Below are 25,981 nucleotides of genomic sequence, written 5' to 3'. Positions count from 1 at the left end.
AAAAGTATATAAATTTCTACACACACATACAAAAATATACGAATTTTGCGCTAGAGCTACATATAATATTACATTTGTTTTACAAAAACGTAACATTAGCAAAAAAAATCCCGAATTATGGTATAAATTTTATAGGTTATATACGGAAAAAGAAAAAAGAAAGCGGTGTAAAAAATAAAATGAAAAAGCTAAAAATGGCATCTTGCGCATTAGTTGCAGGGTTAATGTTTTCAGGGCTAACACCAAATGTATTTGCAGAAGATAAAATTTCTGACGTGAAATCACAAATTAATACACAAAATGACACTTTACATAAACAACAACAAGAACGTGATGAATTACAAAAACAAATGAATGACTTAAACAAAACAATTCAAGGTTTAGATAAGTCTGTTCAAGAGAATGCTGCAAAGCTTGATGAAACAACGAAAAAAGTTTCTGATACTGAGCAATTAATTGAAAAGAAAAATAAAGATATTGCAGAATTACAAACGAAGATTGCAAAACGTGAAGATTTATTAAGAAAGCGTTTAGTTGCACTTCAAGAACAGCCAAATACGAACGTTGTAACAGAAGTTCTTGTAAACTCTAAAAACGTTGCAGATTTAGTTGATCGTTTAACTTCTGTTTCTAAAATTCTTGAGTCTGATGAAGATATCATGAAAACACAACAAGAAGACCAAGCTAGTGTGAAAAAAGATGTTGCAACGGTAAAAGAGAAACAAAAAGAATTAAAAGAAGCACAAACTCAAATTGAAACTGCTAAGAAAGAACTTGACGCTGAAAAAGAGAAAAAAGCAACAGCGGTAAACGATTTAAGCGGTAAAATGGATACAGTTGTAACTACAATGACAAGTACAGAAGGTCAATTGAAAGAGCTTGAAAAACAAGCGTTACAATTACAACGTATTGCAGAAGAAGAAGCACAAGCAAAAGCTGCACAAGAAGCTGCTGCTCAAAAACAAGCAGAGCAAGCTCAGCCAGCACAAGCACCTGCAGAGCAAGCTGCACCAGCAAACAATGGTGGACAAGCTCAAAAAGAAGAGCCTAAAAAAGAAGAACCAAAAAAAGAAGAGCCTAAGAAAGAAGCACCTAAAAAAGAAGAGCAAAAGCCAACACCAACACCCGATCCAAATCCGGCTCCGGGCGTAATTGGTAAGGCAAAGCAATACTTAGGTATGCCTTATGTTTGGGGAAGTGCATCTCCATCAAACGGTGGTTTTGATTGTAGTGGATTCATTTCTTACATCTTTGGTGTAGGTCGTCAAGACGTTAGAGGTTACTGGAACTCAGTTTCTAAAGTAGATAGCCCACAACCAGGAGACTTAGTATTCTTCCAAGGTACTTATAAAGCAGGTCCATCTCACATCGGTATTTACGTTGGTAATGGCCAAATGATTCATGCTAGTGATAAAGGAATTGCGTATGGTGATATTAACAGCTCATATAACCAAAAACATTTCTTAGGTTACGGTCGATTCTAGGATTTATAAAAGAATAAAAAACGTGTATAAAGTCGATAGCTTACTATTTTATAAGTAGGTTATCGGCTTTTTTGAGTTTTTACGGGATTTGAAGAAGGGTTTATAGTAGTGCTTGGAGGTGATTGTCGATGCTACCGGGGAAACAGTTGCTATTAGACGAACTTTCTTCAGATTTACAGAGGGAATTAAATGATTTGAAAAAGAAGGGAGAGGTCGTGTGTGTACAAGGTGTAAAAAAGAAGGCTTCTAAAGATGTATGTCAGCGTTGTGGAAATATAGAACAGCGGCTATTTGCGTCGTTTTTATGTAAAAGGTGCAGTAAAGTGTGCACATATTGCCGGAAGTGTATAACGATGGGGAGGGTAAGTGAATGTGCTGTACTTGTTCGCGGGATTGCTGAAAGAAAGAGAGAAAAGAATTTAAATTTGTTACAGTGGGACGGGAAGTTGTCTACTGGTCAGAATCTGGCGGCACAAGGAGTTATAGAGGCTATTAAGCAAAAAGAATCATTTTTTATTTGGGCTGTATGCGGGGCTGGGAAAACAGAGATGTTGTTTTACGGTATTAACGAAGCGCTTCAAAAAGGAGAAAGAGTTTGTATCGCAACGCCGAGAACGGATGTTGTTCTGGAATTAGCACCGAGATTACAAGAAGTATTTCCATATATAAAGGTAGCGGCTTTATATGGAGGGAGTGTGGATAAAGAAAAAGATGCAGTACTAGTCGTTGCAACCACGCATCAATTATTGCGTTACTATAGGGCGTTTCATGTCATGGTTGTAGATGAGATAGATGCTTTTCCATATTGTGCAGATCAAATGTTACAGTACGCGGTAAAACAAGCGATGAAAGAAAGAGCGGCGCGTATTTATTTAACTGCGACTCCAGATGAAACGTGGAAGCGAAAAGTTAGAAGAGGTGAACAAAAAGGTGTTATTGTTTCTGGACGATATCACCGTCATCCTTTGCCAGTTCCTTTATTTTGTTGGTGCGGGAATTGGAAAAAAAGCCTCATTCATAAAAGAATTCCTCGAGTTTTACTACAGTGGTTACAAACGTACTTAAATAAAAAATATCCTATTTTTTTATTTGTTCCCCATGTGCGATATATAGAAGAGATAAGCCTGTTGTTAAAGTCATTAAACAAGCGAATTGAAGGTGTACATGCAGAAGATCCGGGTAGAAAAGAAAAAGTAGCGGCTTTCAGAAAAGGAGAAATCCCATTATTAGTTACAACGACAATTTTAGAGCGAGGCGTAACAGTAAAAAATTTGCAAGTAGCGGTTTTAGGGGCGGAAGAAGAAATATTCTCAGAAAGTGCACTCGTACAAATTGCGGGCCGAGCAGGGCGGAGCTTTGAAGCACCGTATGGAGAGGTCGTTTATTTTCACTATGGTAAGACAGAGGCGATGGTGCGCGCGAAAAAACATATTCAAGGTATGAATAAAAATGCGAAAGAACAAGGATTGATCGATTAATGCATTGTTTACTTTGTGATGAGTGTTTTGTAGAAACGGTTAGTTGGTACAATTTTTTTGTAAAGTGTCATAGAAAATATATATGTGATAGATGTGAGCAGAAACTTTCCTATATTATAGGAGAAATTTGCATGGAGTGTGGGCGGCCTTTAGAATATGTTCCTGCCTCATTTCAAGAAGACGGTATTTGTATAGATTGTCTAAGGTGGATGAAAGAGGCGAAGTATCGTTCTTTTAAAAACCGTTCGTTATATATGTATGATGATGAGATGAAAGAAATAGTAGCGCAGTTTAAGTTTCGGGGGGATGCAGAGTTAGTGCGCATTTTTTATCGTCCTTTTCGAAGTTTATTTCAAAAGTATTTTGCTAATGTTTCAACCGTTATCGCTGTTCCGCTTAGTAAGGAAAGGGAAGTTGAACGTGGTTTTAATCAAGCTGAGTTATTAGCAACTTGTTTACCTGTCAAAATTTCTTATCCATCATTAAGAAGAAGGGAAACAGAAAAGCAAAGTAAGAAGACACGTAAAGAAAGGGTGTCAGGAAGCAATCCTTTTTATTTTCAGGGAGAAGAGATGTTTTCTGGGCAACATATTTTACTCGTTGATGATGTGTATACGACTGGAATTACAGTTAGGCAAATCGGAAGTTTGTTATATGAAAGAGGGGCAAGGGAAGTATCTAGTTTGACACTTTGTAGAAGTTAATATGGCAGTGTCGAAAGGGATAATAAAAAGGCGATAAGTCTTCTTTGACTTCATATGTTGTCATTCGTTATAGTCAAAATATGGGGCGAATGCCCTGATTTTTAGAGTGAAGGGAATGGAATGAACATGCAAGGAAGAGTGAAATGGTTCAATGCAGAAAAGGGATTTGGGTTTATTGAGCGTGAAGATGGTGACGATGTATTTGTCCATTTTTCTGCTATTCAACAAGATGGGTATAAGTCATTAGAAGAAGGGCAACAAGTAGAGTTTGACATTGTAGATGGAGCACGTGGACCACAAGCAGCTAATGTTGTGAAACTGTAGGGGATATTGTTTTGGGAAGAGAAAGCTGCGTTTGTGGCAACGTTATATATATGTAGTAGAACCTCTTGTTTTTCGCAAGGGGTTTTTTGTTATAGGGTAAGTTGTCAAAAAGTTGTTTCTTTTCTGTAACGAATTGTCCACAGTTATATTCGTTATTCACGATGTTAATAGGATAAAATAAAGATAGAAACGATGCATCTTTTCATTTCAACAAAAAACGATAAAAAAATCGCAATTCCACTAATTTTTTTAAAAAAGTTAGAAGGAGTTTTTAAGCCAGTGTCGAAATTATAGTACATAGGCTTGAAAGGAGGAATTCATCTATGAAATTCAACATTCGTGGTGAAAATATTGAAGTAACTCCAGCATTAAAGGAATATGTAGAGAAAAAACTAAGTAAGTTAGAGCGTTATTTTGATACATTCCCAGAGATTAAAGTTAATTTAAAAGTATACTCTGACAAGCAACGTGTCGAGGTAACAATACCATTTACTGATTTATTACTTCGTGCAGAAGAAACTAATAGCGATATGTACGCTGCTATCGATTTAGTAGTTGATAAACTTGAGCGACAAATTCGTAAACATAAAACAAAGGTAAATCGTAAGTTACGTGAGAAAGGTTCTGTGAAAACGAACTTTATCCTTCCAGAAGCAGTAGCTGTTCTGGATGCGGTAGAAGAGGATGAATTAGAACTTGTACGTACAAAACGATTCGATTTAAAACCGATGGACGTTGAAGAAGCGATCCTACAAATGGATATGCTAGGACATAATTTCTTCGTCTTCACAAATGCTGATACAAATGAAACTAATGTTGTATATGGCCGTAAAGATGGGAAATACGGTTTAATCGAAACTAAATAATAATTCAAAAGCGCAGCCGAAATGGCTGCGCTTTTTTGTATTGAGATTTTGAATGTGATTATCTCCATAAGTATGTACTTGTTAGGAGTATACTAATTTTGTTTAATTTAACAATATTTTATAATTGTAAATAAAATATTAAGTTTTCTGGAATCAATTGATAGTGTATTTTGCTTTTGTTATCTTTAAATTGCATTATATAGATTTACTTTGTTTCTTTAGTAAAAAAATAAAATCGATATAATGCTACAAATTATCGGAGGTGCTTTTAGTGAGCATTAAGAAAAAAAGTCGTTTTATGTTTGGATCTGTTTTATCGTTAGGTATTTTAGCTAGTACTTTTGCTTTAACCGAACCTGCTAAGGCTGATACAAAGGATGATCATGTAGAATTTACCTTTAGACTTTGGAATGCATATGATTTTACTAATGCACGTCCTAAAGAGACACCTACTTCTATGTATATGCGTGTAAAGAGTAGTGAGAAGGGCGGTGGTTCTTTTAACGTTTGGACAGAAGCTGATAAAAATAAAGGTAAAGGTAATAGAGATTGGGTAAATGTTTCAGGTGAGTCGGGTAAGCATGAAGGAACGGTGAAACCAGGTAAAACGTATCTTTTCCAAAATTACGCATATGAAAACTATGGAAAAAATGTACCTGTGAGATTTGGTGGTTATTCTAGAGAAAATAATGCTTATCCTACTGCTTGGAGTCCTGATAGTGTAAGACCGAGTGGACCTTACACTGAATATTGATTTAGAAATTATAAATTGAAATTATTTATTGTGTAGTACTAGAAAAAGTCGTATAGTTCCGAGTCTTGATTATACGGCTTTTCCTGCTATTTCATTTTTAAAATAGGAGGAGTTGTAATGAGGTTTATCTCAAGATATATTTTAGTTTGTTTTTTTATATTGAGTATTAGTTTCTTAGTTTCTTGTCAAAAGAAAGTAGATGAACCGATTGTAAATATTGAAGATACTTTAACGGAAAAAGATAATTTGAAAAGTATTCAGTTACAAGAAATTAAGAAAAATACTATTGTTGAACAAGTGTTTTTAAAAAGTGAAAATGGTCATGATTTCTTTCAAGGTCAAATAGAAAGAAATGATAGCTTAATAGAGGATAAGCTTTCAAATAAAAAATTAAAGTCAGGAGTTATACCAGAAAATTATTATGTTTTTTTAACGGGTGTGACGAATAAGAAAAAACCAACGTATCTTTTGGGACGGATTGAACAAATTGATGGAAAAATAATTCAGTGGAAACAAGAAGTTAAGAGTGTAAAAAGAAAAGGTACAAATGATGTTTATCAGTATGAAGTTGAGTTTCCTAAATTTGAAGGAGAGAGAGCAAATGTTTCTTTTCGTTACATTTGGTTAAATAAAGAAAATAAATGTTATGGTGTTGCGGATCAACTTTTCATATTAAAAAAGATTTAAATTTCATTAATGGTTTATGGAGGAGTTGTAGATGAGTTACTTTTTAGGAAGGATTTTAAAAGATAGGATGTTTTGGTTGTCTGTATTTATTATGTTAGTAATTGTCATTGCTCAATATATTGCTATGTGTGTAACAACGAAAGGATTTAATGATGCTGGGATTATAAAGGTATCTCCATATTTATCTAACATTTTACATTTTAATAGATTACCATTTTATAGTGAATTTTATCTACTTATATTTCCTATGATTTCTGCAATGGCTGTAGCTGGGATTTATAGAATTGATAAAAATTATGGATTTATTTATCCTGTCATTTCTAAGATGGGAACGCGTCATTATTTTAGATTACTTTATTGTATTAATTTTATAGTATCTTTTTTTATTATAAGTGTCCCTTTACTATTTCATTTTTATTTATATGCGATGACTTATCCGACAGTTGCTCCGCATCCGATATTAAATTATATGGCGGCTACTGTTTCACCAACAGCTCAATTTAATACGGTTTATTATGAGTATCCTACTTTATATTTTCTAATGTATGTATTTTTAAATAGTTTATACGGTGCGGTATTTTCGAGTTTGGCTTTATCAATTTCGTTTTTTATAAAACGAGTTTATTTTATTTATTTAGTTCCATTTGTTTTACATATTGTTTGGCTTGGTATTGGGAGGGGGATTCTCTATCCTAAAGATTATTTAATTAAAGACTTCGGTTTTTTTGAATTGCAAATTTTTCTTAGTGTCCTGTTATGTATTTGGTTTTGTTCTGTAGTTCTTTATTTACGGGGGAGTAGGAAGCATGTTCTTTTATAATGCAATGAAAGAAACTATAAGGATGAAGTACGTTTGGTTAAGTATTCTTTTTTTACTTAATGTTAGTATCATTGGTTGCTTGTTCAATTATTTTGAACAGGGCATTGTAAAAGAAAAAATGAACGAATTAGAAACTTTGTATAAAGTTATGTCGTTTTATAATTTGTCGACTATATTTATTCCTTTAACCATCGTTTTTTCTGTATATTCTATGTCGAATTTTTTTAGTGTTTATGTAGTTTGTCGAGTGAATAATGCAATGAAATTAGTTTCTATATATTATTTGAAACTATTCGTTTTTGTTTGTTTTTTCGCTGGGAGTATGATTTTACAGTTGTTTTTGATGTCAAATATGATGGCTGTAACTAGTGTTGATGTAAATTATCCATTATTATTTTGTATTCAATTATTTGCGAATGTTTTTATATGTATGATAAGTGCTTTATTGCAATTATTTTTACCTAGTTTACTTGTAATAATATGTATGATCACTGCTGTTTTACTAGATAGATTTATATTACATGGATTTTTATTTACAAATGCTTTTTATATAAATGTGTTTGAAGATGCTACTGGTTTATTTATACGCTTATTTGGCTGTTTTTTTATCTTTTTTATAAGTGTATGGATTTTATCTAAAAAAAGTTATATTTCTATGAATGATGAGACAGAGGTGATCTAGTTTACATTATGATCTTATATTATTTGTTAAAAAGAGATTTACATGTAAGGTTTCGAGATTCCATCAAGATAATGGCTTTTTTATTCTTAATTTACGCTATTATTGCAATTGCTTTTTTATACAATCAGCCTCTTAGTAATGGTAAAGAATCTGTATTAGTAGATGTTACCTTTTATCGATTTTTTCATGGAGTAGACTTTGTGGATTTATCTTATTTTTATAAGGAGGGGCGATTTTCTATCCCTTTTTATTGGGTATTCTTTCAAATCACTCCTTTGTTGCTTGTAGGGAATTTTGCTTTTTCAGATATTCAACAGAATGGTGTTTATTTACTTCCTCGTGTTAAGAAGAAGCATTTTCTGTGGTTAACGAAAATATTATCTTTGTTTTTTTATATAATTATTATTTGGATTGGTATGTATTTTATTTGGTTTAGCGCTTACTATTTGCTTTCTTTAGGAGAGGATAATTTTTTAAATTTATATAGTCAATTTCCTTATAAGATATTAGGTACTATGCTAATTCAAATAATTATAAGCTTTTTATTAGCTTTGGTTTTTGAGTTTTTAACGTTTTATATACCAATAACTATTGTTTTTGTACTAATGTTGTTGTACCTGTTTTTGTCTATTTTCTTTCATAGTATTTATTTTTTAGGCTCTTTTGTTATGCCAAATCGTTGGTATTTTGTTGATCACAGTTCAATTCAATTGACTTTAGGTAATAATCAATCTATTCAATGGAATGATTTACTTCTAATAGGAGTAGTAATTGTTGTTGTAATGATTTTATTAGGTAGTTTTTGTTTTAAAAAACTAGATGTGATAGGTGAATAATTTATGGACAATTATATTAAATGTGAATGTATGACGAAAAGATTAAAAGGAAATATTGTGTTAGATAATATTAATTTGTCAGTAAAAAAAGGCGAATTTTTAGTTTTGAAGGGGCATAATGGCTCTGGTAAAACAATGATTTTACGTGCTATATCAGGATTAATGCGTTTGAATTCTGGAGTTGTTTATATAGATAATGAAATGATTGGAAAACAAAAGCAATTCCCTGATTCTATGGGGATATTGATTGAATATCCAAGTTTTATTCCAGGGTATACTGGTTTTCAGAACTTGAAATTTTTATCATCGATTAATAATAAAATTTCTGATGAGGAAATTTATAATATTATTCAGAGGGTTGGACTTGATAAAACAGATAAGAGAAAGTATAAAAGATATTCTTTAGGTATGAAACAACGTTTAGGGATAGCGCAAGCTTTAATGGAACAACCAACACTATTGTTATTAGACGAGCCAACTAATGCTTTAGATAGTGATGGGATAAAAGATGTTTTAGATATTTTGGAAGTAGAAAAATCTAAAGGAACGACTATTATAGTAGCTAGTCATGATGTGCATGTCCTGGATAACGGTATAGTAGATCGCATTGTACATGTTAATAATGGAAAGTTGGTAGATTAAGAGTGACAAGAAATCATGTCTTAATAATCATTGGATTGTGTCTGTTGCTATGTATATTTGCTAGTTTATTTAGATTTAAAACATTAAATCTAAATAATGAATCTTATAAAGTGGTAAAAGATGAATTTTTATCTAATAGAACTTTTGAAGATGGACAAGGAGTTACGTTTCATGCTCTTGATCCTCTTGATCCTACAAAAGTTTATGATCCTTATGAAGACCGTGAAGTAGTGACGTATGTTTTACCTTTAAATATTACAAATACAACAAATCGGGATATTAACTTGCTTAGTAATGAGTCTATTTCCGATACATTGTTTTATTCTAAAATAGGAGAGTTTTATAATGTAATTCCGTATGCAATGGAGTTACCTAAACAATATCAGTTTGATCCTGTAATACCTGCTGGTAAAACAGTACGAGGATATATAGGGACAAATTATTTTATAGGAGATGACCCTTATAAAAATTATAAAAACTTTTCAAATGAATCAACTAAGGTGAAATTTATTTCTTTTATGAAGGATAAGAAAGGGAAATATCATGAATTAGAAATACCAATAAATTAATAAAATTCGTGATTGATCCAGATATATTTTAAGGGTGTTTTTTGCTGTGGTTGAGTAGATCTTGCAACATAACAGTATCGTTTAAAGTCGTAGTTGTTTCGCAGGTGTAAGTATCTATGGATGCTGCACCTGCGGAATTTCCGGCTTTTTGTAATTGTTCATTTAAAACTAATAGATTTCCTTCGATTATCCTCTTTTAAAGGGGGATATTTAATACGAAATTTGCAATAGAGGGATGGAGAAAAGGCATGTTAGTTTGTTAGAACAAATGAAATGAAAACTTTTTTTGAATATAAGGCCCGACATTCGGCCGATTGTTGTCATAGTTATAAGACAAGTGTTACAATTATCATTAGGTATATACATTTTAGTTTTTTTAATTAGGAGAAAAATTGGCATAACATACATTTGATTTTTACAACGACTGATTGTAATAGAGAAAAAGAAAAACAATCGGAAGTTTTATTTTAATAAAAGAGGAGCGTATTTCCTATGATCGGTATTTTAAAAAAGGTGTTTGATGTAAACCAACGCCAAATTAAACGTATGCAAAAGACAGTTGAGCAAATTGATGCATTAGAGTCATCTATTAAGCCACTAACTGATGAACAATTAAAAGGAAAGACGCTTGAATTTAAAGAACGTCTAACAAAAGGTGAAACAGTAGATGATCTACTACCTGAAGCTTTTGCAGTTGTTCGCGAAGCGGCAACTCGTGTTCTTGGAATGCGTCCATATGGCGTACAGTTAATGGGTGGTATTGCCTTACATGAAGGGAATATTTCTGAGATGAAAACGGGTGAAGGTAAAACGTTAACATCTACATTACCTGTATATTTAAATGCTTTAACAGGAAAAGGTGTTCACGTTGTTACAGTCAATGAATACTTAGCACAACGTGATGCAAACGAAATGGGACAACTTCATGAGTTCCTTGGCTTAACGGTAGGAATTAACTTAAATAGTATGTCACGCGAAGAGAAACAAGAGGCTTATGCTGCTGATATTACGTATAGTACAAATAATGAGCTTGGATTTGATTACTTACGTGACAACATGGTTTTATATAAAGAGCAGTGCGTTCAACGTCCACTTCACTTTGCTATTATCGATGAAGTCGATTCTATTTTAGTCGATGAAGCGCGTACGCCGCTTATTATTTCGGGACAAGCTCAAAAATCAACAGAGCTATACATGTTTGCAAATGCATTCGTTCGTACGTTAGAAAATGAAAAAGAGTATTCATTTGATGTGAAAACGAAAAATGTAATGTTAACAGAAGATGGTATTACGAAAGCAGAGAAAGCTTTCCATATTGAAAACTTATTCGATTTAAAACATGTAGCACTTCTTCACCATATTAATCAGGCGCTTCGTGCACACGTTGTTATGCATCGTGATACAGATTATGTTGTACAAGAGGGCGAAATCGTAATTGTAGACCAATTCACTGGTCGTCTTATGAAAGGTCGTCGCTATAGCGAAGGTTTGCACCAAGCGATTGAAGCAAAAGAAGGTGTAGAAATTCAAAATGAAAGTATGACGCTTGCAACAATTACGTTCCAGAACTATTTCCGTATGTATGAAAAGTTATCTGGTATGACTGGTACAGCGAAAACGGAAGAAGAAGAATTCCGTAGTATTTACAATATGAATGTTATCGTAATTCCAACAAACAAACCGATTATTCGTGATGATCGTGCCGATTTAATCTTTAAATCAATGGAAGGTAAGTTCAATGCAGTTGTTGAGGATATTGTGAATCGTCATAAACAAGGGCAACCTATTCTTGTAGGTACAGTTGCAATTGAAACTTCAGAGCTTATTTCAAAAATGTTAACGCGTAAAGGTGTACGTCATAACATTTTAAATGCGAAAAACCATGCCCGTGAAGCAGATATCATTGCAGAAGCTGGTATGAAAGGTGCTGTAACGATTGCAACGAATATGGCTGGTCGTGGTACAGATATTAAGCTTGGAGATGATGTGAAAATCTTCGGTCTAGCAGTTATCGGTACAGAACGTCATGAAAGCCGTCGTATTGATAATCAGTTACGTGGTCGTGCTGGTCGTCAAGGGGACCCTGGTGTGACGCAGTTCTACTTATCAATGGAAGATGAATTAATGCGCCGATTTGGTTCAGATAATATGAAAGCAATGATGGATCGTCTTGGTATGGATGATTCTCAGCCAATTGAAAGTAAAATGGTTTCTCGTGCGGTAGAGTCTGCACAAAAACGTGTTGAAGGAAATAACTATGATGCACGTAAGCAGTTATTACAATACGATGATGTACTTCGTCAGCAACGTGAAGTTATTTATAAGCAACGTCAAGAAGTAATGGAATCGGAAAACTTACGTGGCATTATTGAAGGTATGATGAAATCTACAGTAGAACGTGCTGTTGCGCTTCATACACAAGAGGAAATTGAAGAGGATTGGAACATTAAAGGTCTTGTTGACTACTTAAATACAAATCTGCTTCAAGAAGGAGACATAAAAGAAGAAGAATTACGTCGCCTTGCTCCTGAGGAAATGAGCGAACCGATTATCGCGAAATTAATAGAGCGTTACAATGACAAAGAAAAGCTTATGCCAGAAGAGCAAATGCGTGAGTTTGAGAAGGTTGTTGTATTCCGCGTTGTAGATACGAAATGGACAGAGCATATTGATGCGATGGATCACCTTCGTGAAGGTATTCATTTACGTGCTTACGGTCAAATTGATCCACTTCGTGAGTACCAAATGGAAGGATTCGCGATGTTCGAGTCAATGGTTGCTTCTATTGAAGAGGAAATTTCTCGTTACATTATGAAAGCTGAAATTGAACAAAACTTAGAACGTCAAGAAGTTGTTCAAGGTGAAGCTGTTCATCCATCTAGCGATGGCGAAGAAGCGAAGAAAAAGCCAGTTGTAAAAGGTGACCAAGTGGGCCGCAACGATTTATGTAAATGTGGTAGCGGTAAAAAATATAAAAACTGCTGTGGTATTGTTCAGTAATATAGGGCGGTAGCTTTGGCTGCTTTGCAAACTTTTATATCAAAAATGTATAATTAAGAAGAATTAAACTCTCTCCGTAATAAGTGGAGAGAGTTTCCCTTGTTTTCATACGAAAGTAACAGCAATTACATAGAGGTGAAGGAAATGGAATTAGTAGAAATTAGACAGGAATTAGAGAAAATGGCTAAGCGATTAGCGGCTTTTAGGGGGTCTCTTTGACCTCCCTACTAAGGAGAACCAAATTGCAGAATTAGAAGAAAAAATGATGGGCGCAGGATTTTGGGATGACCAACAAGGCGCACAAGTTGTAATTAATGAAGCGAATGCGTTAAAAGATATGGTTGGAAGTTTCCGTCAGTTAGATGAGACGTTCGAAAATTTAGAAGTAACGCATGAGCTTTTAAAAGAAGAATATGATGAAGATTTACATGAGGAATTAGAATCAGAAGTAAAAGGCTTAATTCAAGAAATGAATGAGTATGAGCTTCAGTTACTATTAAGTGATCCTTATGATAAAAATAATGCGATTTTAGAATTACATCCAGGTGCAGGTGGAACTGAGTCACAAGACTGGGGTTCTATGTTATTACGTATGTATACACGTTGGGCTGAAAAACGTGGATTTAAAGTAGAAACGGTTGACTATTTACCAGGTGATGAAGCTGGTATTAAGAGTGTAACTTTATTAATTAAAGGTCATAACGCTTACGGTTACTTAAAAGCAGAGAAAGGTGTACATCGTCTTGTACGTATTTCACCATTCGATTCTTCAGGTCGTCGTCATACATCGTTTGTATCTTGTGAAGTTGTACCAGAGTTCAATGATGAAGTTGAAATCGAAGTACGTACAGAAGATTTAAAAATTGATACGTACCGCGCAAGTGGAGCGGGTGGACAGCACGTAAATACGACAGATTCAGCAGTTCGTATTACACATACACCGACAAATACAGTTGTAACGTGTCAGTCAGAGCGTTCACAAATTAAAAACCGTGAGCATGCGATGAAGATGTTAAAAGCGAAATTATATCAAAAGAAACTAGAAGAGCAACAGGCACAATTAGATGAAATCCGTGGGGAACAAAAAGAAATCGGATGGGGTAGCCAAATCCGTTCTTACGTATTCCACCCGTATTCTCTTGTAAAAGACCACCGTACAAATACGGAGGTTGGTAACGTACAAGCAGTTATGGATGGAGAGATTGATCCATTTATTGATGCTTACTTACGTTCTCGCATCTAATAAGCGAAAAAAAGCCAACAAAATTGTTGGCGCATGCTGAGGATATAGAGGATATAGAGGATATAAGGCATTTGATTTTATTTTTATAGATGAAGTAAAGAGGAAGAGAAGTTGGAAACGACAACTTCTCTTTTTGATGGGATTATATGTAGATTACAATGCTGTATATTGTTTTGTAAAAAGTAGAGAATAGTAAAATAGAGCGGTAATAGGGTGAAGGTTTATATAGAACTTTTCTAATTTTCCTTTTAAAAAGGATTCTTTATAGAAGTTTTTTAAGTTGTTCACAGAATTGAAACAACTTATGAAAGCTTTATTTTATCAAGGTTCTCGCTGTATTTTTGAGGAATATGAAATACACCTTAGTTTTTCTATATAAAGATAATGCTTATAATGAAAATGAGTGTGTTAGGAATAAAAAGAATATCAACAATGGGGAGCGATAGAAGTGAAAAAGAAATTGTTGGCTATTGCGCTAGGGACATCGGTTGTTTTTACTTTAGGAGCATGCGGAAATAAAGAAGAGAGTAAGTCTTCGAAACAGTCTGCAAGCACAGACAGCGCAGAACAAATTTTCCAAAGAAGTTGTGCGGGATGTCACGCAACAGATTTATCAGGGGCAACTGGACCTGATTTAAGAAAAGTAGGCGGTAAGTACGACGCTGCAGATATCGAAGAGATTATTAAAAAAGGCCGCGGTTCAATGTCACCAGGACTTATTCAAGGTGAAGATGCGAAAAAAGTGTCTGAATGGTTAGCTGAACATAAATAAAAAAGGTGAAATGGACGAGTTGATAATATAGTCAACTCGTTTTCCTTTTTTCTGGTATGTAACATAACTGTAACAAAAATGTATCCAAATTGGAAACCGTTTGATGTTACAATGGGGTTTGTAGAATTTTGCTGAAATATATTACATAGAGTGGTATTGCTTATGAGAAAGCATAAGTAAACTATCTTCAACAAGGATGAATAAGTGAAAATGAAGGATGTCTTTTATTTTCAGATGTACAGAAAAGTATTTCGAAAAAAATCATTAAGTATTGGGTGATAAATAATGATAAAAATGACGAATGTTTATAAGGAGTACCCGAATGGTATGAAAGCCATTGCTGGTCTTACAGTTAACATTAAACAAGGTGAATTCGTATACGTAGTTGGACCGAGTGGAGCCGGAAAATCTACATTTATTAAAATGATGTATCGTGAAGAGAAACCATCTACAGGATCTATTAATGTAAATGGACTTACTATCGAAACATTGGCAGAAAGAGACGTTCCGTATTTTCGTCGTCAATTAGGCGTGATTTTCCAAGATTTTAAATTGCTACCTAAATTAACGGTATATGAGAATGTTGCATTTGCTTTAGAAGTAATTGAAGAAGAACCGGATGCAATTCGTGAGCGTGTAACAGAAGTTCTAGGTCTTGTAGGCCTTGAAGATCGTGCAGATGCACTTCCAAGTGAGCTTTCGGGCGGGGAGCAACAACGTGTGGCTATTGCAAGAGCAATTGTAAATAGACCAAAGGTTGTAATTGCCGATGAGCCAACAGGTAACTTAGATATTGAAACAGCTCTTGATATTATGAATATTTTTACTCGCATTAATGAGCGCGGCACAACGATCGTTATGGCGACGCATAATGCAGATATTGTAAATACAATCCGTCATCGTGTAATCGCGATTGAAGGCGGAAAAATTGTTCGAGATGAGATTGAGGGAGGATACGGATATGAAGGCTAAGACCCTTAGTCGACATTTGCGAGAAGGTGTAAAGAATCTATCACGTAACGGATGGATGACATTTGCTTCTGTTAGTGCAGTAACAGTTACATTATTACTTGTAGGTGTCTTTTTAACAGCGATTATGAATATGAACCATTTTGCGACGAAAGTAGAGCAAGATGTAGAGATTCGTGTACACATTGATCCAGCTGCAAAAGAAGCGGATCAAAAGAAATTAGAAGAAGATATGAGTAAGATTGCAAAAGTAGATTCTATTAAATATTCTTCTAAAGAAGAAGAGTTAAAACGTTTAATTAAAAGCTTAGGTGATAGTGGAAAAACGTTTGAGTTATTTGAACAAGATAACCCACTTAAAAACGTATTCGTTGTAAAAGCAAAAGAACCAACAGATACAGCGACAATCGCGAAGAAAGTTGAAAAAATGCAGTTTGTCAGTAATGTTCAGTACGGAAAAGGGCAAGTTGAACGATTATTTGATACTGTAAAAACTGGTCGTAACATTGGGATTGCGTTAATTGCTGGTCTTTTATTCACAGCGATGTTCTTAATCTCTAATACAATTAAAATTACAATTTATGCTCGTAGTACAGAAATTGAAATTATGAAACTTGTTGGTGCAACAAACTGGTTTATTCGTTGGCCATTCTTGCTAGAGGGATTATTCTTAGGAGTATTAGGATCAATTATTCCAATTGGCCTAATTCTAGTTACGTATAATTCGTTGCAAGGTGTGTTTAACGAAAAACTTGGCGGAACAATTTTCGAGCTTCTACCATACAGTCCTTTCGTATTCCAATTAGCTGGTTTACTAGTGTTAATCGGTGCTTTAATCGGTATGTGGGGAAGTGTAATGTCAATTCGTCGCTTCTTAAAAGTATAAAAAGTTGCAAACATAATTCGTACAAGCTTATCATATAGTAGAAATAGGTAAAGGCATCACACACTGTGTGATGCCTTTTGCTACACCACCTGTGTGTTTTGGAAAGGGGAATTCCGCATTGAAACGTAGAGTTGCAATTATTGGAATGGTTGTTGCATTTTTAATTGGTGCTGGCGGAATGTTTGCAGGCATGTCTGTATTTGGGGTTACCCCAGCAGAAGTAACGCAAACAATTTCGAGTGGGAATGCTAGCACTGCGCAAGGGAATTTGGCAAAAATTAATGAGGCGTATGCACTAATTGATTCACGTTATGTGGAAGACGTGAAAGATGAAAAGTTAGTTGAAGGTGCAATACAAGGTATGTTGTCTACGCTGAAGGACCCTTATTCCACGTATATGGATAAAGAAACAGCCAAACAGTTTAGTGAATCGCTTGATCCTGAATTAGAGGGGATTGGGGCTGAGGTGAACAAGACGGACGATAAGCTTATTATCGTATCGCCAATTAAAGGTTCACCAGCAGAAAAGATAGGAATTAAACCGAATGACCAAATTTTATCTGTAGATGGAAACAGTGTGAAAGACTTATCACGTGAAGAAGCGGTATTAAAAATTCGTGGTAAAAAGGGAACGACTGTCGCAATTGAAATTAAACGTGCGGGAGTAACTGATCCGATTGTATTTAAAATTAAGCGTGAAAAGATTCCAATCTTTACAGTGTTTAGTTCTGTGAAGCAAGAGAGTGGAAAAGATATCGGTTATATGCAAATCACTTCTTTTGCTGAAAATACAGCGAAGGAATTTAAGGATCAGTTAAAAGAGTTAGAGAAGAAAAATATAAAAGGCTTAGTTATTGACGTGCGTGGTAATCCTGGTGGCTATTTAAATAGTGTAGAAGATATACTAGGGGAAATTATGACGAATAAAAAGCCAATGCTACAAGTAGAGCAGCGAAATGGTGAGAAGAAGAAATTCTCTACGGAACTGAAAGAGAGGAAACCATATCCAATTTCAGTATTAATTGATAATGGAAGTGCTTCTGCTTCAGAGATTTTAGCGGGTGCGCTGAAAGAAGGAGAAGGATACGATTTAATTGGTGAAAAAACATTTGGTAAAGGTACTGTCCAGCAAGCTGTTCCATTTAAAGACGGCAGCAACATTAAATTAACAATGTTTAAATGGTTAACACCGGATGGGAACTGGATTCATAAAAAAGGAATCGCACCAACAGTAGAAGTGAAGCAACCAAATTATTATCATGCGACACCAATTCAAATTGAAAAAACACTTTCATACAATTCAAATGATGTACAAGTAAAACATGCTCAAGAAATGCTTAAGAGCTTAGGGTATGTACCAGGTCGTGAAGATGGATACTTTAGTAAAGAGACAGAATCGGCGCTGAAAGCATTCCAAAATGCAAATGAGATGGAAGCGACAGGACAGCTTGATAAAAAGACAGCCGAAGCGATTCAAACTAAAATTATCGAAAAAATCCGTTCTGGAGAAAATGATTTACAATTACAGTCAGCATTAAAGTTAATGGCAAAATAAGAAGAAATACAGGCAGTTTGCTGCCTGTATTTTTTTGTGTTAAACAAACGTTTGTTTAGTTGTGATAATATAAAAAGAAAGAATGATATAAATGGTGGTGAATGAGTTCGTGGAGGCGTGGATTTTTGAAATAATGCGGGCAGTTGGACGTTTTTTCTTACACCCTGCTGTCTATATATTTGTAATAAGTAGTATCTTCGTTGGATACTTACGTATGTTAAGAGAACGAAAAGATTTTTCTTTTAAAGTTTATGATATTTGGTTTGAACTGCGAACCTCTCTATTTGCAGGGATTGGATACGGATTAGTAGTATCTATTATTACGATTGGGCTTGGACTTGTTGTTTCTAAAGCAAGCTTATGGGCTATTTTAATTTGGACATTATTATTTGGATTAACGGCTATGTATCGGTATTTATCGGCAGCTTATACATTTAGCATTGCGATTGTATGTGTTCTATTATCTTCTAAGCTACCAGTTTCCTTCTTACAGCTTCGAGAAGGTGAAGAGAATACCATCGTATCCCTTGCTATTTTACTAGGCGTTATGCTTATTGTAGAAGGCTTATTGATTTCTAAAAACGCGGTAGGATACTCTACACCGAAGATCAGGAAGGGGAAGCGTGGATTAAAGATTGGTTTACACGAATCAAAGCGTTTATGGATCGTTCCTATTTTTATTCTTGTACCGGGTGATGCGGTAACGCAGTTTATTTCATGGTGGCCTGTCGTTTCAATAGGTTCAAATACATATTCTCTATTCCTCGTTCCATTTTTAATTGGATTTATGAGAAAGATTAAAAGTTATGAGCCGACGGAAGCTTTATTATTTACAGGAAGACGTGTTTATGGATTAGCAGGACTTGTGCTCGTTTTAGGAATCGCAAGTTACTGGTGGCACGTACTTGCAATTATCGCGATGGGAGTCGCGATGCTTGGGCGTTTCACAATTTCGATGCAAGAGAAAATTGCCGATGAAACAAGACCAGCGTATTTTGCTGCACGCAATGATGGGCTCGTTGTACTAGATACAATTCCAAATACAATTGGAGCAGAGCTGAAATTACTGCCTGGAGAAATTATTACGAAAGTAAATGGAGTCATTCCAAAAAGCGCCGAGGAATTTTATGATGCGCTTCAAACGAAGACGACAGGAGCATTTTGTAAATTAGAAGTATTAGATACAAATGGTGAGCTTCGTCTTGCACAAACTGCATTATATGCTGGTGGACATCACGAATTAGGTATTGTATTCGTTGAACAGGAGCATGAGTGGGATTCGGAAGCGATGTAATAGAAGGAAAGGTATCACCTTGTGGTGATACTTTTTTTGTTTTTGGGGCGGGGAAGGGTAGTTAGTAAATGAAATTTATATCGGCGATTTTCCGAATATATTAGCGCAACTTAAAATATATCGGCGATTTTGCAAATATATCAGCGCAACTCGAAATATATCGGCGATTATTCGAATATATCGACTTTCCGGCAAAAAACGACAACTATCGTAAAGCTTATTTTCAGTTTCATAGACGGATAACTTGAATAATCATTTGATAATGGTTATCATTTAGGGAGTCTTTTTAATTTTGGAAAATGGAGGTAAGATATGCTACGTAAATTTTTTTCTTACTATAGACCGTATAAAGGTTTATTTATACTCGACTTTTCTTGTGCAGTTATCGCAGGATTACTGGAACTTGGCTTCCCGCTTATCGTAAATCAATTTATTGATAAGTTATTGCCAGGGCAAAACTGGACGCTTATTTTATGGGCTTGTTTCGGTTTACTCGCAGTTTATATGTTAAATGCAGGCTTACAATATGTCGTTACATATTGGGGACATATGCTTGGTGTTAACATTGAAACAGATATGAGGCAGAAATTATTTGATCATATTCAAAAGCTATCATTCAGATTTTTTGATAATAATAAAACAGGTCATTTAATTTCGCGCCTTACAAACGATTTAATGGAAATTGGGGAAATTGCTCACCATGGACCAGAAGATTTATTTATCGCCGTAATGACTTTAGTTGGGGCATTCTCATTTATGATGATGATCAATTGGAAGTTAGCGTTATTAACGTTCTTCGTCATTCCATTCCTATTATGGTTAGCACTTTACTTCAATAAAAAAATGACAGGTACGTTTAGACGTTTATTCTCAGATGTTGCTGATTTCAATGCATGTATTGAGAACAACGTTGGTGGTATTCGCGTTGTACAAGCATTCGGAAATGAAAAGTTTGAGAAAGAGCAATTCGCTGTGAACAACGCTCGTTTCCGTACAACGAAATTAATGGCGTATAAAATTATGGCTTTAAATTCATCGATTAGTTATATGCTCATGCGTCTCGTAACGCTCTTCGTATTAATATGCGGTACATGGTTTGTTCTGCAAGGAGAATTAACGTACGGTGGATTTATCGGATTCGTTCTATTAACGAATATTTTCTTCCGTCCAATTGAAAAAATTAACGCGGTAATCGAAAGCTATCCGAAAGGAATCGCTGGTTTTAAAAGGTATGTAGAGCTTCTTGAAACAGAGCCTGACATTGTAGACTCTAAAGATGCAATGGAAGTTAAACAGGTACATGGTGATATTCAATATAACAACATTACGTTCGGATATGAAAATAAAGAACCGATTTTAAAAGATATTAGTTTGAACATACATGCAGGTGAAACGGTTGCGTTCGTTGGACCATCAGGAGCAGGGAAAACGACGTTATGTAGCCTATTACCACGTTTTTATGAGCAATCATCTGGATCAATTCAAATTGATGGTATTGATACGAAAGATATGACATTATCTTCACTTCGTAAGCAAATTGGAATTGTGCAGCAAGATGTGTTCTTATTCTCAGGAACAATTCGTGAAAATATTGCTTACGGGAACTTAAAGGCGTCAGAAGCTGAAATTTGGCAGGCAGTAAAACGTGCGCAGTTAGAAGACTTAATTTACTCACAACCAGACGGTTTAGATACTGTTATCGGTGAGCGTGGTGTAAAACTTTCTGGTGGACAGAAGCAGCGTCTAGCAATTGCTCGTATGTTCTTGAAAAACCCGCCAATTTTAATACTAGATGAAGCTACTTCCGCACTAGATACTGAGACGGAACTTGCAATTCAAAAATCACTTGCTGAATTAGCAGCTGGTCGTACAACGTTAGTTATCGCTCACAGACTTGCAACGATTAAAAATGCAGATCGAATCGTCGTTGTAAATAAAGACGGTATTGCAGAACAAGGTTCACATGATGAATTAATTGAGCAAGGCGGAGGATACAGTAGGTTATACGAAGCTCAGTTTAGTTCGTAAATATAATTTGTACTGAATTAGTGCACCATAAGTAGGTAAAAATCTCATATGGGAGGCTATAAAGTATGATTGTAACAACAACGTCTACAATTCAAGGAAAAGAAATTATTGAGTATATCGATATCGTCAATGGAGAAGCGATTATGGGTGCGAATATCGTTCGTGACCTCTTTGCTTCTGTCCGTGACGTTGTCGGCGGTCGTGCGGGTGCTTATGAAAGTAAATTAAAAGAAGCACGCGACATTGCAATGGAAGAGATGAAAACTTTCGCAAGACAAAAAAATGCGAATGCCATTGTTGGTATTGACGTGGACTACGAAGTCGTTCGCGAAGGGATGCTAATGGTTGCAGTGAGCGGGACTGCTGTTCGTATATAAAGTGAAACTTTAATCAGTGGGGGTGTTTGTTCCCCACTGATTATTAGTTGAACCAATCGGGCATTTACGGGCAGTTGGTCTCCCATCTACCTTCTTTGCCTTAACCGAATTTTGAGGTGGGAGTCTTACTGCCCGTTAATGCGGGATAAAGTAAAAAGCCGTGCTGGTGCACGGCTTTTTGTATTCTATGTCGAAGTTTCAATATTTCTTGGGAAATGCAGAAGGTCTCGTCGATATATAGGGAAGACATTAGAGCGCTTCTTTACACTTCCGGATTTGAACTAATAGTGTTTCGTATTCTTGGTTGAGAGATGTGATGTCATCGTGATGATTGGGTATAGAAATCCGGCTGATGACTTCAGTTAATTTTGTTTGTAACCTTAATAATTCTTGTTCAGTAACGTTTACAGAATTCCCGATTGTTCTTTTTGTGTATTGCTCGTAATTACCGTGGAATACTCTTGGTTCACTCTCATCTACTTGTAGAATATGGTCTGCAACAGAGCGAATAAAGGCACGGTCATGGCTAATGAAAAGTATTGTGCCAGGATATTCTTGTAACATGGTTTCTAATTCTTCTTGCGTTGCTAAGTCTAAATAGTTTGTCAAACTTATTTCTGTTCGCTATTTTTGAATTTATTATTATACAATTGTACTTTTGCCAGCGCCTCAGCATCGTTTTTGATTTCATCTAATCCATTCGCATCTCCAATGATATATCCTTCAAATGATGAACCAACAAAATCGAAGATGTATTGAAACTGAGCAATAAGCGGCAATGCCTTCAGTTTTGGATTGTCTCCGCCAACGATGACAACATACATCTTTTTATCTTTCATTTTCTCTTTGAAATGAAGAGATGTATCGCGCAAGCTTTGTGACCAGCGATCAACAAAGTTTTTCATATGTCCACTCATTCCGTACCAATATAATGGTGTAGCAAAGATAATCGTGTCGTGCTCTAACATGCGTTTCGTTAACTGCTCGTAGTCATCATTTACAGGTTGGAATCCTTCTGTATCATGACGCTTATCTGTAATAGGATAGACTGTGTGATCACGTAAATAAATTTGTTCTGTTTCAATTCCATCAATCATCATATGTGTTAAAGCTTCCGTATTTCCGTTTTGTCTTGAACTGCCATGTATAACAAACATGTAATCATCCCTTTTTTTTTGCTTGTTTTAGGAGTGAAACGTGTTTTTGCAAATTCGTTTGGATGTTGGAAAGTAATGTGATTTGCTTTGTTACTTCATTGAGTTTATCTTCGTAAAGCGTAAGGATACTGCTGCACGGATTGTCGTACAGGTGCGGTTCAATTTCAAGGCAGCGCAGCATCCTTGCCGTCTCTTCTAAATTTAAGCCAATTTGTAAGTACATTTGAATAAGCTCCACTTTTCCGATGGCACTTTCATCAAAATCACGGTAGCCATTTGCGAGGCGCTTAGAAGGGAGTAATCCCTTTTCTTCGTAATGTCTTAGTGATCTTTCACTAACGCCAGTTTCTTTTGATAATTCTCCAATTCGCAATGTGTTTCACTCCTTTTACATGTATTGTAAACCTTCACACTAATGTGAAGGTCAATGCTGTTTTTTCGCAAAAGAATTTACATGATTTAAGAACACTTGAATGGCTTTAGAGGGAATGAAATATTTGCCGCGCACGATGGAGAACGGACGGATTAGTTGTTCATTTGGAACCTCGATGTGGAATAGTTCTCTTGCTAGTAGCTCTTTCCGTACAGTCCAATCAGAAAGTATAGCGATGCCAAGACCGGCGGCGACGGCTTCCTTCACACTTTGAATACTGCTAAATGTAAAGAATCGCTTCATTTTTAAATGGTGTTGATGAATAAATCGATCGCTATAAGCACGTGTACCAGAACCACTTTCTCTTAATACCCATACTTGGTCTTGGAGTGTGCTTTCATTTATTTCCTTTGTGCGGAGCAATGGATGATTTGGCGGAACGACGAGCTTCATTTCATCTTGCATAAATGTTTCAACGTTAACATCAGCGTATACGACTTGCCCTTCCACTAAGCCGATATCAATTTGATTAGAGCGAAGACTTTGCAAAACTTCTTCTGTATTTGAGATAAAGGTATGCACTTCGACGCGTGGATTTTCATTCGCATAGTTAGCGAGTATTTTTGGAAGTAAGTATTCGCCAATTGTAAAACTAGCACCGATGCGAAGTGTTCCTGTTACAACGTTATGTAGTTCATTAATTTCTTGCTTAGCATCTTCGTAAAGAGAGAGCATTTGCTTTGCATGTATATATAATATATTTCCAGCTTCCGTGACTTGGACATGTTTCGGAGATCGCTGAATGAGTGTAGTTCCAAATTCGTTTTCTAAGTTGCGTATATGCATACTTACGCCAGGCTGTGAAAGATTTAATAATTCCGCTGCACGAGAGAAGTGTTTCTGTTCAACGACAGTAACAAAAATTTTTAAAATGTCTACGTTCATATAATGGGCTCCTTTCTTTTCTATCATCTTATCATAAGTATTTCTGATGATAGAGATTCGGTATTGGTATTAAACTTATTATAGAAACTCTCTTATAATGTAAGTAGAAAGAACATGCATGTTCCAATACGATTGTTGGGGTGGTACAAGGTGGAACAAACACTTGTTATACAAAAGAAGAAGGGCTTTGGATTTTCGCAAGGAATTGGGATTACATTATTAATCGCAATTGCCGCGAAATATTTAGCAGAGCTTCCATTTTTAAATATTATGGGACAATTAGTAATTGCTATTCTAATTGGGATGGTTTGGCGCGCTGCAATTGGAGTTCCTCATGATGCGATTGCAGGAACGAACTTTGCGAGTAAGAAGTTACTGCGCTTTGGGATCATCTTACTTGGAATGCGATTAAATCTTGTTGATATTGCGAAGGCGGGGCCGAAAGTATTGGTCATCGCGGCGGTTGTTATTACATTTACTATTTTTGTTGTATACGGACTAACGAAAGTATTTAAAGTAGAAAAGAAACTTGGGATTTTAACAGCATGCGGTACGGCAATTTGCGGCGCGGCCGCGGTCGTGGCAATTGCACCGCAAGTGAAAGCAAAAGATGACGAAACAGCAGTTGGAGCGGCGATCATTGCAATTTTAGGTACAATATTTACGCTTATTTATACGTTATTATATCCAGTGCTTGGCCTATCTCCATACGGATATGGAGTGTTCTCAGGGGCGACACTGCATGAAATTGCTCACGTAATTGCGGCTGCGGCGCCAGGAGGAAGCACGGCTGTAGATATCGCAGTTATCGTGAAACTAACGCGCGTTGCAATGCTTGTACCAGTAGCGATTTTAATCGGATTATGGTTTGGTAAGAGTGAAGGTAGCGAGGAAAAAAGATCATGGCGCGACCTTCCAATTCCGTGGTTCATCTTCGGGTTTTTAGCAATGAGTGCAGTGCATTCGCTTGGGATTATTCCAGAAGTTGTTGCGGGATACATTGTTGTCATTGCTTATATGCTAATCGCAATGGCGATGGCAGGGCTCGGTTTAAATGTAGAGTTTAAAACTTTTCGTAAATTAGGAAGTAAAGCATTCGTGGCAGGGCTGATTGGCTCGGTTTGCTTATCGGTTCTTGGATACGTTCTTGTATGGGGATTAGGATTTATATAAGTAGGACGAAGAAGCTGTTCCAAAAGATATTTTGGGCAGAGTGTTGGGAAACCCTTTAGGGGTTCCCAACACTCTGTAATCATTTTGATTTTAGCGAATAAAAACAACATAAAATAATAGAGTTTCAAAAAAATAGCCCTCCACCAGACCTTTTTTGGTCAGATGGAGGGCTATTTTTTTCATGTTTTGACAAGCTGCGGTGAGATAAGCCTGCATTTGGACAGACTTCAGCCCTCGAAATCGAGCATATCGATAGCCATGTAGTTCTTTGGCGTCTGCAAAGCTTCGCTCTATAGTTGAACAGCGTACTTTGTACAACTTTTTCCCTGTAACTGTTAGTTTGTTTTTTCTAGCGATATCCTT

At 35.7% G+C, this 25,981-nt stretch carries 26 protein-coding genes and 1 pseudogene; 22 read left to right on the top strand and 5 right to left on the bottom strand.

Features of this window, described 5'->3' with window-relative positions:
• The first annotated feature begins 74 nt into the window (after positions 1 to 74).
• The 21 genes from BUA87_RS13935 to BUA87_RS13825 all read left to right on the top strand — a co-directional run bounded on the left by BUA87_RS13935 (position 75) and on the right by BUA87_RS13825 (position 21,970).
• A complete protein-coding gene (locus BUA87_RS13935; protein WP_072940012.1) occupies positions 75 to 1,484 on the top strand; it encodes a C40 family peptidase in 1,410 nt (469 codons plus the stop codon).
• A gap of 128 nt (positions 1,485 to 1,612) precedes the next feature.
• Positions 1,613 to 2,962 (top strand): ATP-dependent helicase ComFA, encoded by a 1,350-nt coding sequence (comFA, locus tag BUA87_RS13930; RefSeq protein ID WP_065229564.1) that lies wholly within the window; start codon positions 1,613 to 1,615, stop codon positions 2,960 to 2,962.
• Positions 2,962 to 3,666 carry a ComF family protein gene (locus BUA87_RS13925; RefSeq protein ID WP_071713846.1) on the top strand — a complete coding sequence of 235 codons (705 nt, stop codon included), beginning with the start codon at positions 2,962 to 2,964 and terminating at the stop codon, positions 3,664 to 3,666. The genes comFA and BUA87_RS13925 overlap by 1 nt, the downstream gene beginning before the upstream one ends.
• A 126-nt stretch (positions 3,667 to 3,792) precedes the next feature.
• Positions 3,793 to 3,990, top strand: a complete 198-nt coding sequence (cspC, locus tag BUA87_RS13920) for a cold shock protein CspC (RefSeq protein ID WP_001990088.1) — start codon at positions 3,793 to 3,795, stop codon at positions 3,988 to 3,990.
• Between the two features lie 323 nt (positions 3,991 to 4,313).
• A complete protein-coding gene (gene raiA / locus BUA87_RS13915; RefSeq protein WP_000671193.1) occupies positions 4,314 to 4,856 on the top strand; it encodes a ribosome hibernation-promoting factor, HPF/YfiA family in 543 nt (180 codons plus the stop codon).
• 271 nt (positions 4,857 to 5,127) lie between these two features.
• Positions 5,128 to 5,610 (top strand): hypothetical protein, encoded by a 483-nt coding sequence (locus tag BUA87_RS13910; RefSeq protein ID WP_000023374.1) that lies wholly within the window; start codon positions 5,128 to 5,130, stop codon positions 5,608 to 5,610.
• 117 nt (positions 5,611 to 5,727) lie between these two features.
• Positions 5,728 to 6,297 (top strand): hypothetical protein, encoded by a 570-nt coding sequence (locus BUA87_RS13905; RefSeq protein WP_001211060.1) that lies wholly within the window; start codon positions 5,728 to 5,730, stop codon positions 6,295 to 6,297.
• A gap of 31 nt (positions 6,298 to 6,328) precedes the next feature.
• Complete coding sequence (locus tag BUA87_RS13900; RefSeq protein ID WP_072940009.1) at positions 6,329 to 7,117, top strand: hypothetical protein; 789 nt, start codon at positions 6,329 to 6,331, stop codon at positions 7,115 to 7,117.
• Positions 7,104 to 7,799, top strand: a complete 696-nt coding sequence (locus BUA87_RS13895) for a hypothetical protein (RefSeq protein WP_071713842.1) — start codon at positions 7,104 to 7,106, stop codon at positions 7,797 to 7,799. The genes BUA87_RS13900 and BUA87_RS13895 overlap by 14 nt, the downstream gene beginning before the upstream one ends.
• Positions 7,800 to 7,870: 71 nt before the next feature.
• Entirely contained in the window at positions 7,871 to 8,635 is a 765-nt protein-coding gene (locus BUA87_RS13890; protein WP_072940198.1) for a hypothetical protein, read from the top strand.
• Positions 8,636 to 8,638: 3 nt separating this feature from the next.
• Positions 8,639 to 9,277: an ATP-binding cassette domain-containing protein gene (locus tag BUA87_RS13885; protein WP_065229560.1), complete on the top strand. Its 639-nt coding sequence runs from the start codon at positions 8,639 to 8,641 to the stop codon at positions 9,275 to 9,277.
• 41 nt (positions 9,278 to 9,318) lie between these two features.
• Complete coding sequence (locus BUA87_RS13880; RefSeq protein ID WP_029948375.1) at positions 9,319 to 9,846, top strand: hypothetical protein; 528 nt, start codon at positions 9,319 to 9,321, stop codon at positions 9,844 to 9,846.
• 492 nt (positions 9,847 to 10,338) lie between these two features.
• Entirely contained in the window at positions 10,339 to 12,846 is a 2,508-nt protein-coding gene (gene secA, locus BUA87_RS13875) for a preprotein translocase subunit SecA (RefSeq protein ID WP_000579372.1), read from the top strand.
• A 144-nt stretch (positions 12,847 to 12,990) separates the two neighbouring features.
• A protein-coding gene (gene prfB / locus BUA87_RS13865; protein WP_096001455.1) for a peptide chain release factor 2 occupies positions 12,991 to 14,089 on the top strand; the annotation gives its coding sequence in 2 pieces (ribosomal slippage) (positions 12,991 to 13,062 and positions 13,064 to 14,089; 1,098 coding nt in all).
• A gap of 448 nt (positions 14,090 to 14,537) precedes the next feature.
• Positions 14,538 to 14,861, top strand: a complete 324-nt coding sequence (gene cccB, locus BUA87_RS13860; protein WP_000727975.1) for a cytochrome c551 — start codon at positions 14,538 to 14,540, stop codon at positions 14,859 to 14,861.
• Between the two features lie 285 nt (positions 14,862 to 15,146).
• Positions 15,147 to 15,833 carry a cell division ATP-binding protein FtsE gene (gene ftsE / locus BUA87_RS13855; protein ID WP_000594319.1) on the top strand — a complete coding sequence of 229 codons (687 nt, stop codon included), beginning with the start codon at positions 15,147 to 15,149 and terminating at the stop codon, positions 15,831 to 15,833.
• On the top strand, positions 15,823 to 16,716 hold the full coding sequence (gene ftsX / locus BUA87_RS13850; protein WP_000645028.1) for a permease-like cell division protein FtsX: 894 nt from the start codon (positions 15,823 to 15,825) through the stop codon (positions 16,714 to 16,716). Before ftsE ends, ftsX begins: the two co-directional genes overlap by 11 nt.
• Positions 16,717 to 16,786: 70 nt before the next feature.
• Complete coding sequence (locus BUA87_RS13845) at positions 16,787 to 18,271, top strand: S41 family peptidase (RefSeq protein ID WP_002094199.1); 1,485 nt, start codon at positions 16,787 to 16,789, stop codon at positions 18,269 to 18,271.
• Positions 18,272 to 18,362: 91 nt separating this feature from the next.
• Positions 18,363 to 19,565: a PDZ domain-containing protein gene (locus BUA87_RS13840; RefSeq protein ID WP_016085217.1), complete on the top strand. Its 1,203-nt coding sequence runs from the start codon at positions 18,363 to 18,365 to the stop codon at positions 19,563 to 19,565.
• Between the two features lie 312 nt (positions 19,566 to 19,877).
• On the top strand, positions 19,878 to 21,593 hold the full coding sequence (locus tag BUA87_RS13830) for an ABC transporter ATP-binding protein (protein WP_072940006.1): 1,716 nt from the start codon (positions 19,878 to 19,880) through the stop codon (positions 21,591 to 21,593).
• Positions 21,594 to 21,658: 65 nt separating this feature from the next.
• Positions 21,659 to 21,970, top strand: coding sequence for a heavy metal-binding domain-containing protein (locus tag BUA87_RS13825; RefSeq protein ID WP_000637523.1), 312 nt, complete (start codon positions 21,659 to 21,661; stop codon positions 21,968 to 21,970).
• Positions 21,971 to 22,219: 249 nt separating this feature from the next.
• Here BUA87_RS13825 and BUA87_RS13815 read toward each other — a convergent pair whose 3' ends face one another.
• From BUA87_RS13815 to BUA87_RS13800, 4 genes are read right to left on the bottom strand one after another with little or no spacing between them, the layout of a single operon-like run.
• Positions 22,220 to 22,579 (bottom strand): macrolide transporter, encoded by a 360-nt coding sequence (locus tag BUA87_RS13815; protein ID WP_072940003.1) that lies wholly within the window; start codon positions 22,577 to 22,579, stop codon positions 22,220 to 22,222.
• A gap of 2 nt (positions 22,580 to 22,581) precedes the next feature.
• Positions 22,582 to 23,127, bottom strand: coding sequence for a flavodoxin family protein (locus tag BUA87_RS13810; RefSeq protein ID WP_071713838.1), 546 nt, complete (start codon positions 23,125 to 23,127; stop codon positions 22,582 to 22,584).
• A gap of 4 nt (positions 23,128 to 23,131) precedes the next feature.
• On the bottom strand, positions 23,132 to 23,500 hold the full coding sequence (locus BUA87_RS13805; protein WP_071713837.1) for a MerR family transcriptional regulator: 369 nt from the start codon (positions 23,498 to 23,500) through the stop codon (positions 23,132 to 23,134).
• A 51-nt stretch (positions 23,501 to 23,551) separates the two neighbouring features.
• A complete protein-coding gene (locus tag BUA87_RS13800) occupies positions 23,552 to 24,445 on the bottom strand; it encodes a LysR family transcriptional regulator (RefSeq protein WP_071713836.1) in 894 nt (297 codons plus the stop codon).
• Between the two features lie 150 nt (positions 24,446 to 24,595).
• Here BUA87_RS13800 and BUA87_RS13795 point away from each other — a divergent pair, with 150 nt between their 5' ends.
• Entirely contained in the window at positions 24,596 to 25,618 is a 1,023-nt protein-coding gene (locus BUA87_RS13795) for a YeiH family protein (RefSeq protein WP_000438413.1), read from the top strand.
• 79 nt (positions 25,619 to 25,697) lie between these two features.
• Here BUA87_RS13795 and BUA87_RS13790 read toward each other — a convergent pair.
• A pseudogene (locus BUA87_RS13790) lies at positions 25,698 to 25,981 on the bottom strand (transposase); the annotation flags it as partial.

Source organism: Bacillus sp. bc15 (genome assembly GCF_900142585.1).
GTDB lineage: Bacteria > Bacillota > Bacilli > Bacillales > Bacillaceae_G > Bacillus_A > Bacillus_A cereus.
The sequence above is the reverse complement of the archived record's forward strand: the minus strand, read 5'-3'. Positions and strand labels throughout refer to the sequence as shown.

What these genes read in the sequence shown, in the direction of transcription:
- raiA (WP_000671193.1), top strand. Translation starts at nt 4,314, where the DNA reads ATGAAATTCAACATTCGTGGTGAAAATATTGAAGTAACTCCAGCATTA.
- BUA87_RS13800 (WP_071713836.1), bottom strand. Translation starts at nt 24,445, where the DNA reads ATGAACGTAGACATTTTAAAAATTTTTGTTACTGTCGTTGAACAGAAA.
- BUA87_RS13925 (WP_071713846.1), top strand. Translation starts at nt 2,962, where the DNA reads ATGCATTGTTTACTTTGTGATGAGTGTTTTGTAGAAACGGTTAGTTGG.
- BUA87_RS13885 (WP_065229560.1), top strand. Translation starts at nt 8,639, where the DNA reads ATGGACAATTATATTAAATGTGAATGTATGACGAAAAGATTAAAAGGA.
- BUA87_RS13895 (WP_071713842.1), top strand. Translation starts at nt 7,104, where the DNA reads ATGTTCTTTTATAATGCAATGAAAGAAACTATAAGGATGAAGTACGTT.
- cspC (WP_001990088.1), top strand. Translation starts at nt 3,793, where the DNA reads ATGCAAGGAAGAGTGAAATGGTTCAATGCAGAAAAGGGATTTGGGTTT.
- secA (WP_000579372.1), top strand. Translation starts at nt 10,339, where the DNA reads ATGATCGGTATTTTAAAAAAGGTGTTTGATGTAAACCAACGCCAAATT.
- comFA (WP_065229564.1), top strand. Translation starts at nt 1,613, where the DNA reads ATGCTACCGGGGAAACAGTTGCTATTAGACGAACTTTCTTCAGATTTA.
- ftsX (WP_000645028.1), top strand. Translation starts at nt 15,823, where the DNA reads ATGAAGGCTAAGACCCTTAGTCGACATTTGCGAGAAGGTGTAAAGAAT.
- BUA87_RS13890 (WP_072940198.1), top strand. Translation starts at nt 7,871, where the DNA reads ATGGCTTTTTTATTCTTAATTTACGCTATTATTGCAATTGCTTTTTTA.
- BUA87_RS13810 (WP_071713838.1), bottom strand. Translation starts at nt 23,127, where the DNA reads ATGTTTGTTATACATGGCAGTTCAAGACAAAACGGAAATACGGAAGCT.
- BUA87_RS13825 (WP_000637523.1), top strand. Translation starts at nt 21,659, where the DNA reads ATGATTGTAACAACAACGTCTACAATTCAAGGAAAAGAAATTATTGAG.
- ftsE (WP_000594319.1), top strand. Translation starts at nt 15,147, where the DNA reads ATGATAAAAATGACGAATGTTTATAAGGAGTACCCGAATGGTATGAAA.
- BUA87_RS13845 (WP_002094199.1), top strand. Translation starts at nt 16,787, where the DNA reads ATGCCTTTTGCTACACCACCTGTGTGTTTTGGAAAGGGGAATTCCGCA.
- BUA87_RS13905 (WP_001211060.1), top strand. Translation starts at nt 5,728, where the DNA reads ATGAGGTTTATCTCAAGATATATTTTAGTTTGTTTTTTTATATTGAGT.
- BUA87_RS13900 (WP_072940009.1), top strand. Translation starts at nt 6,329, where the DNA reads ATGAGTTACTTTTTAGGAAGGATTTTAAAAGATAGGATGTTTTGGTTG.
- BUA87_RS13840 (WP_016085217.1), top strand. Translation starts at nt 18,363, where the DNA reads ATGGTGGTGAATGAGTTCGTGGAGGCGTGGATTTTTGAAATAATGCGG.
- BUA87_RS13830 (WP_072940006.1), top strand. Translation starts at nt 19,878, where the DNA reads ATGCTACGTAAATTTTTTTCTTACTATAGACCGTATAAAGGTTTATTT.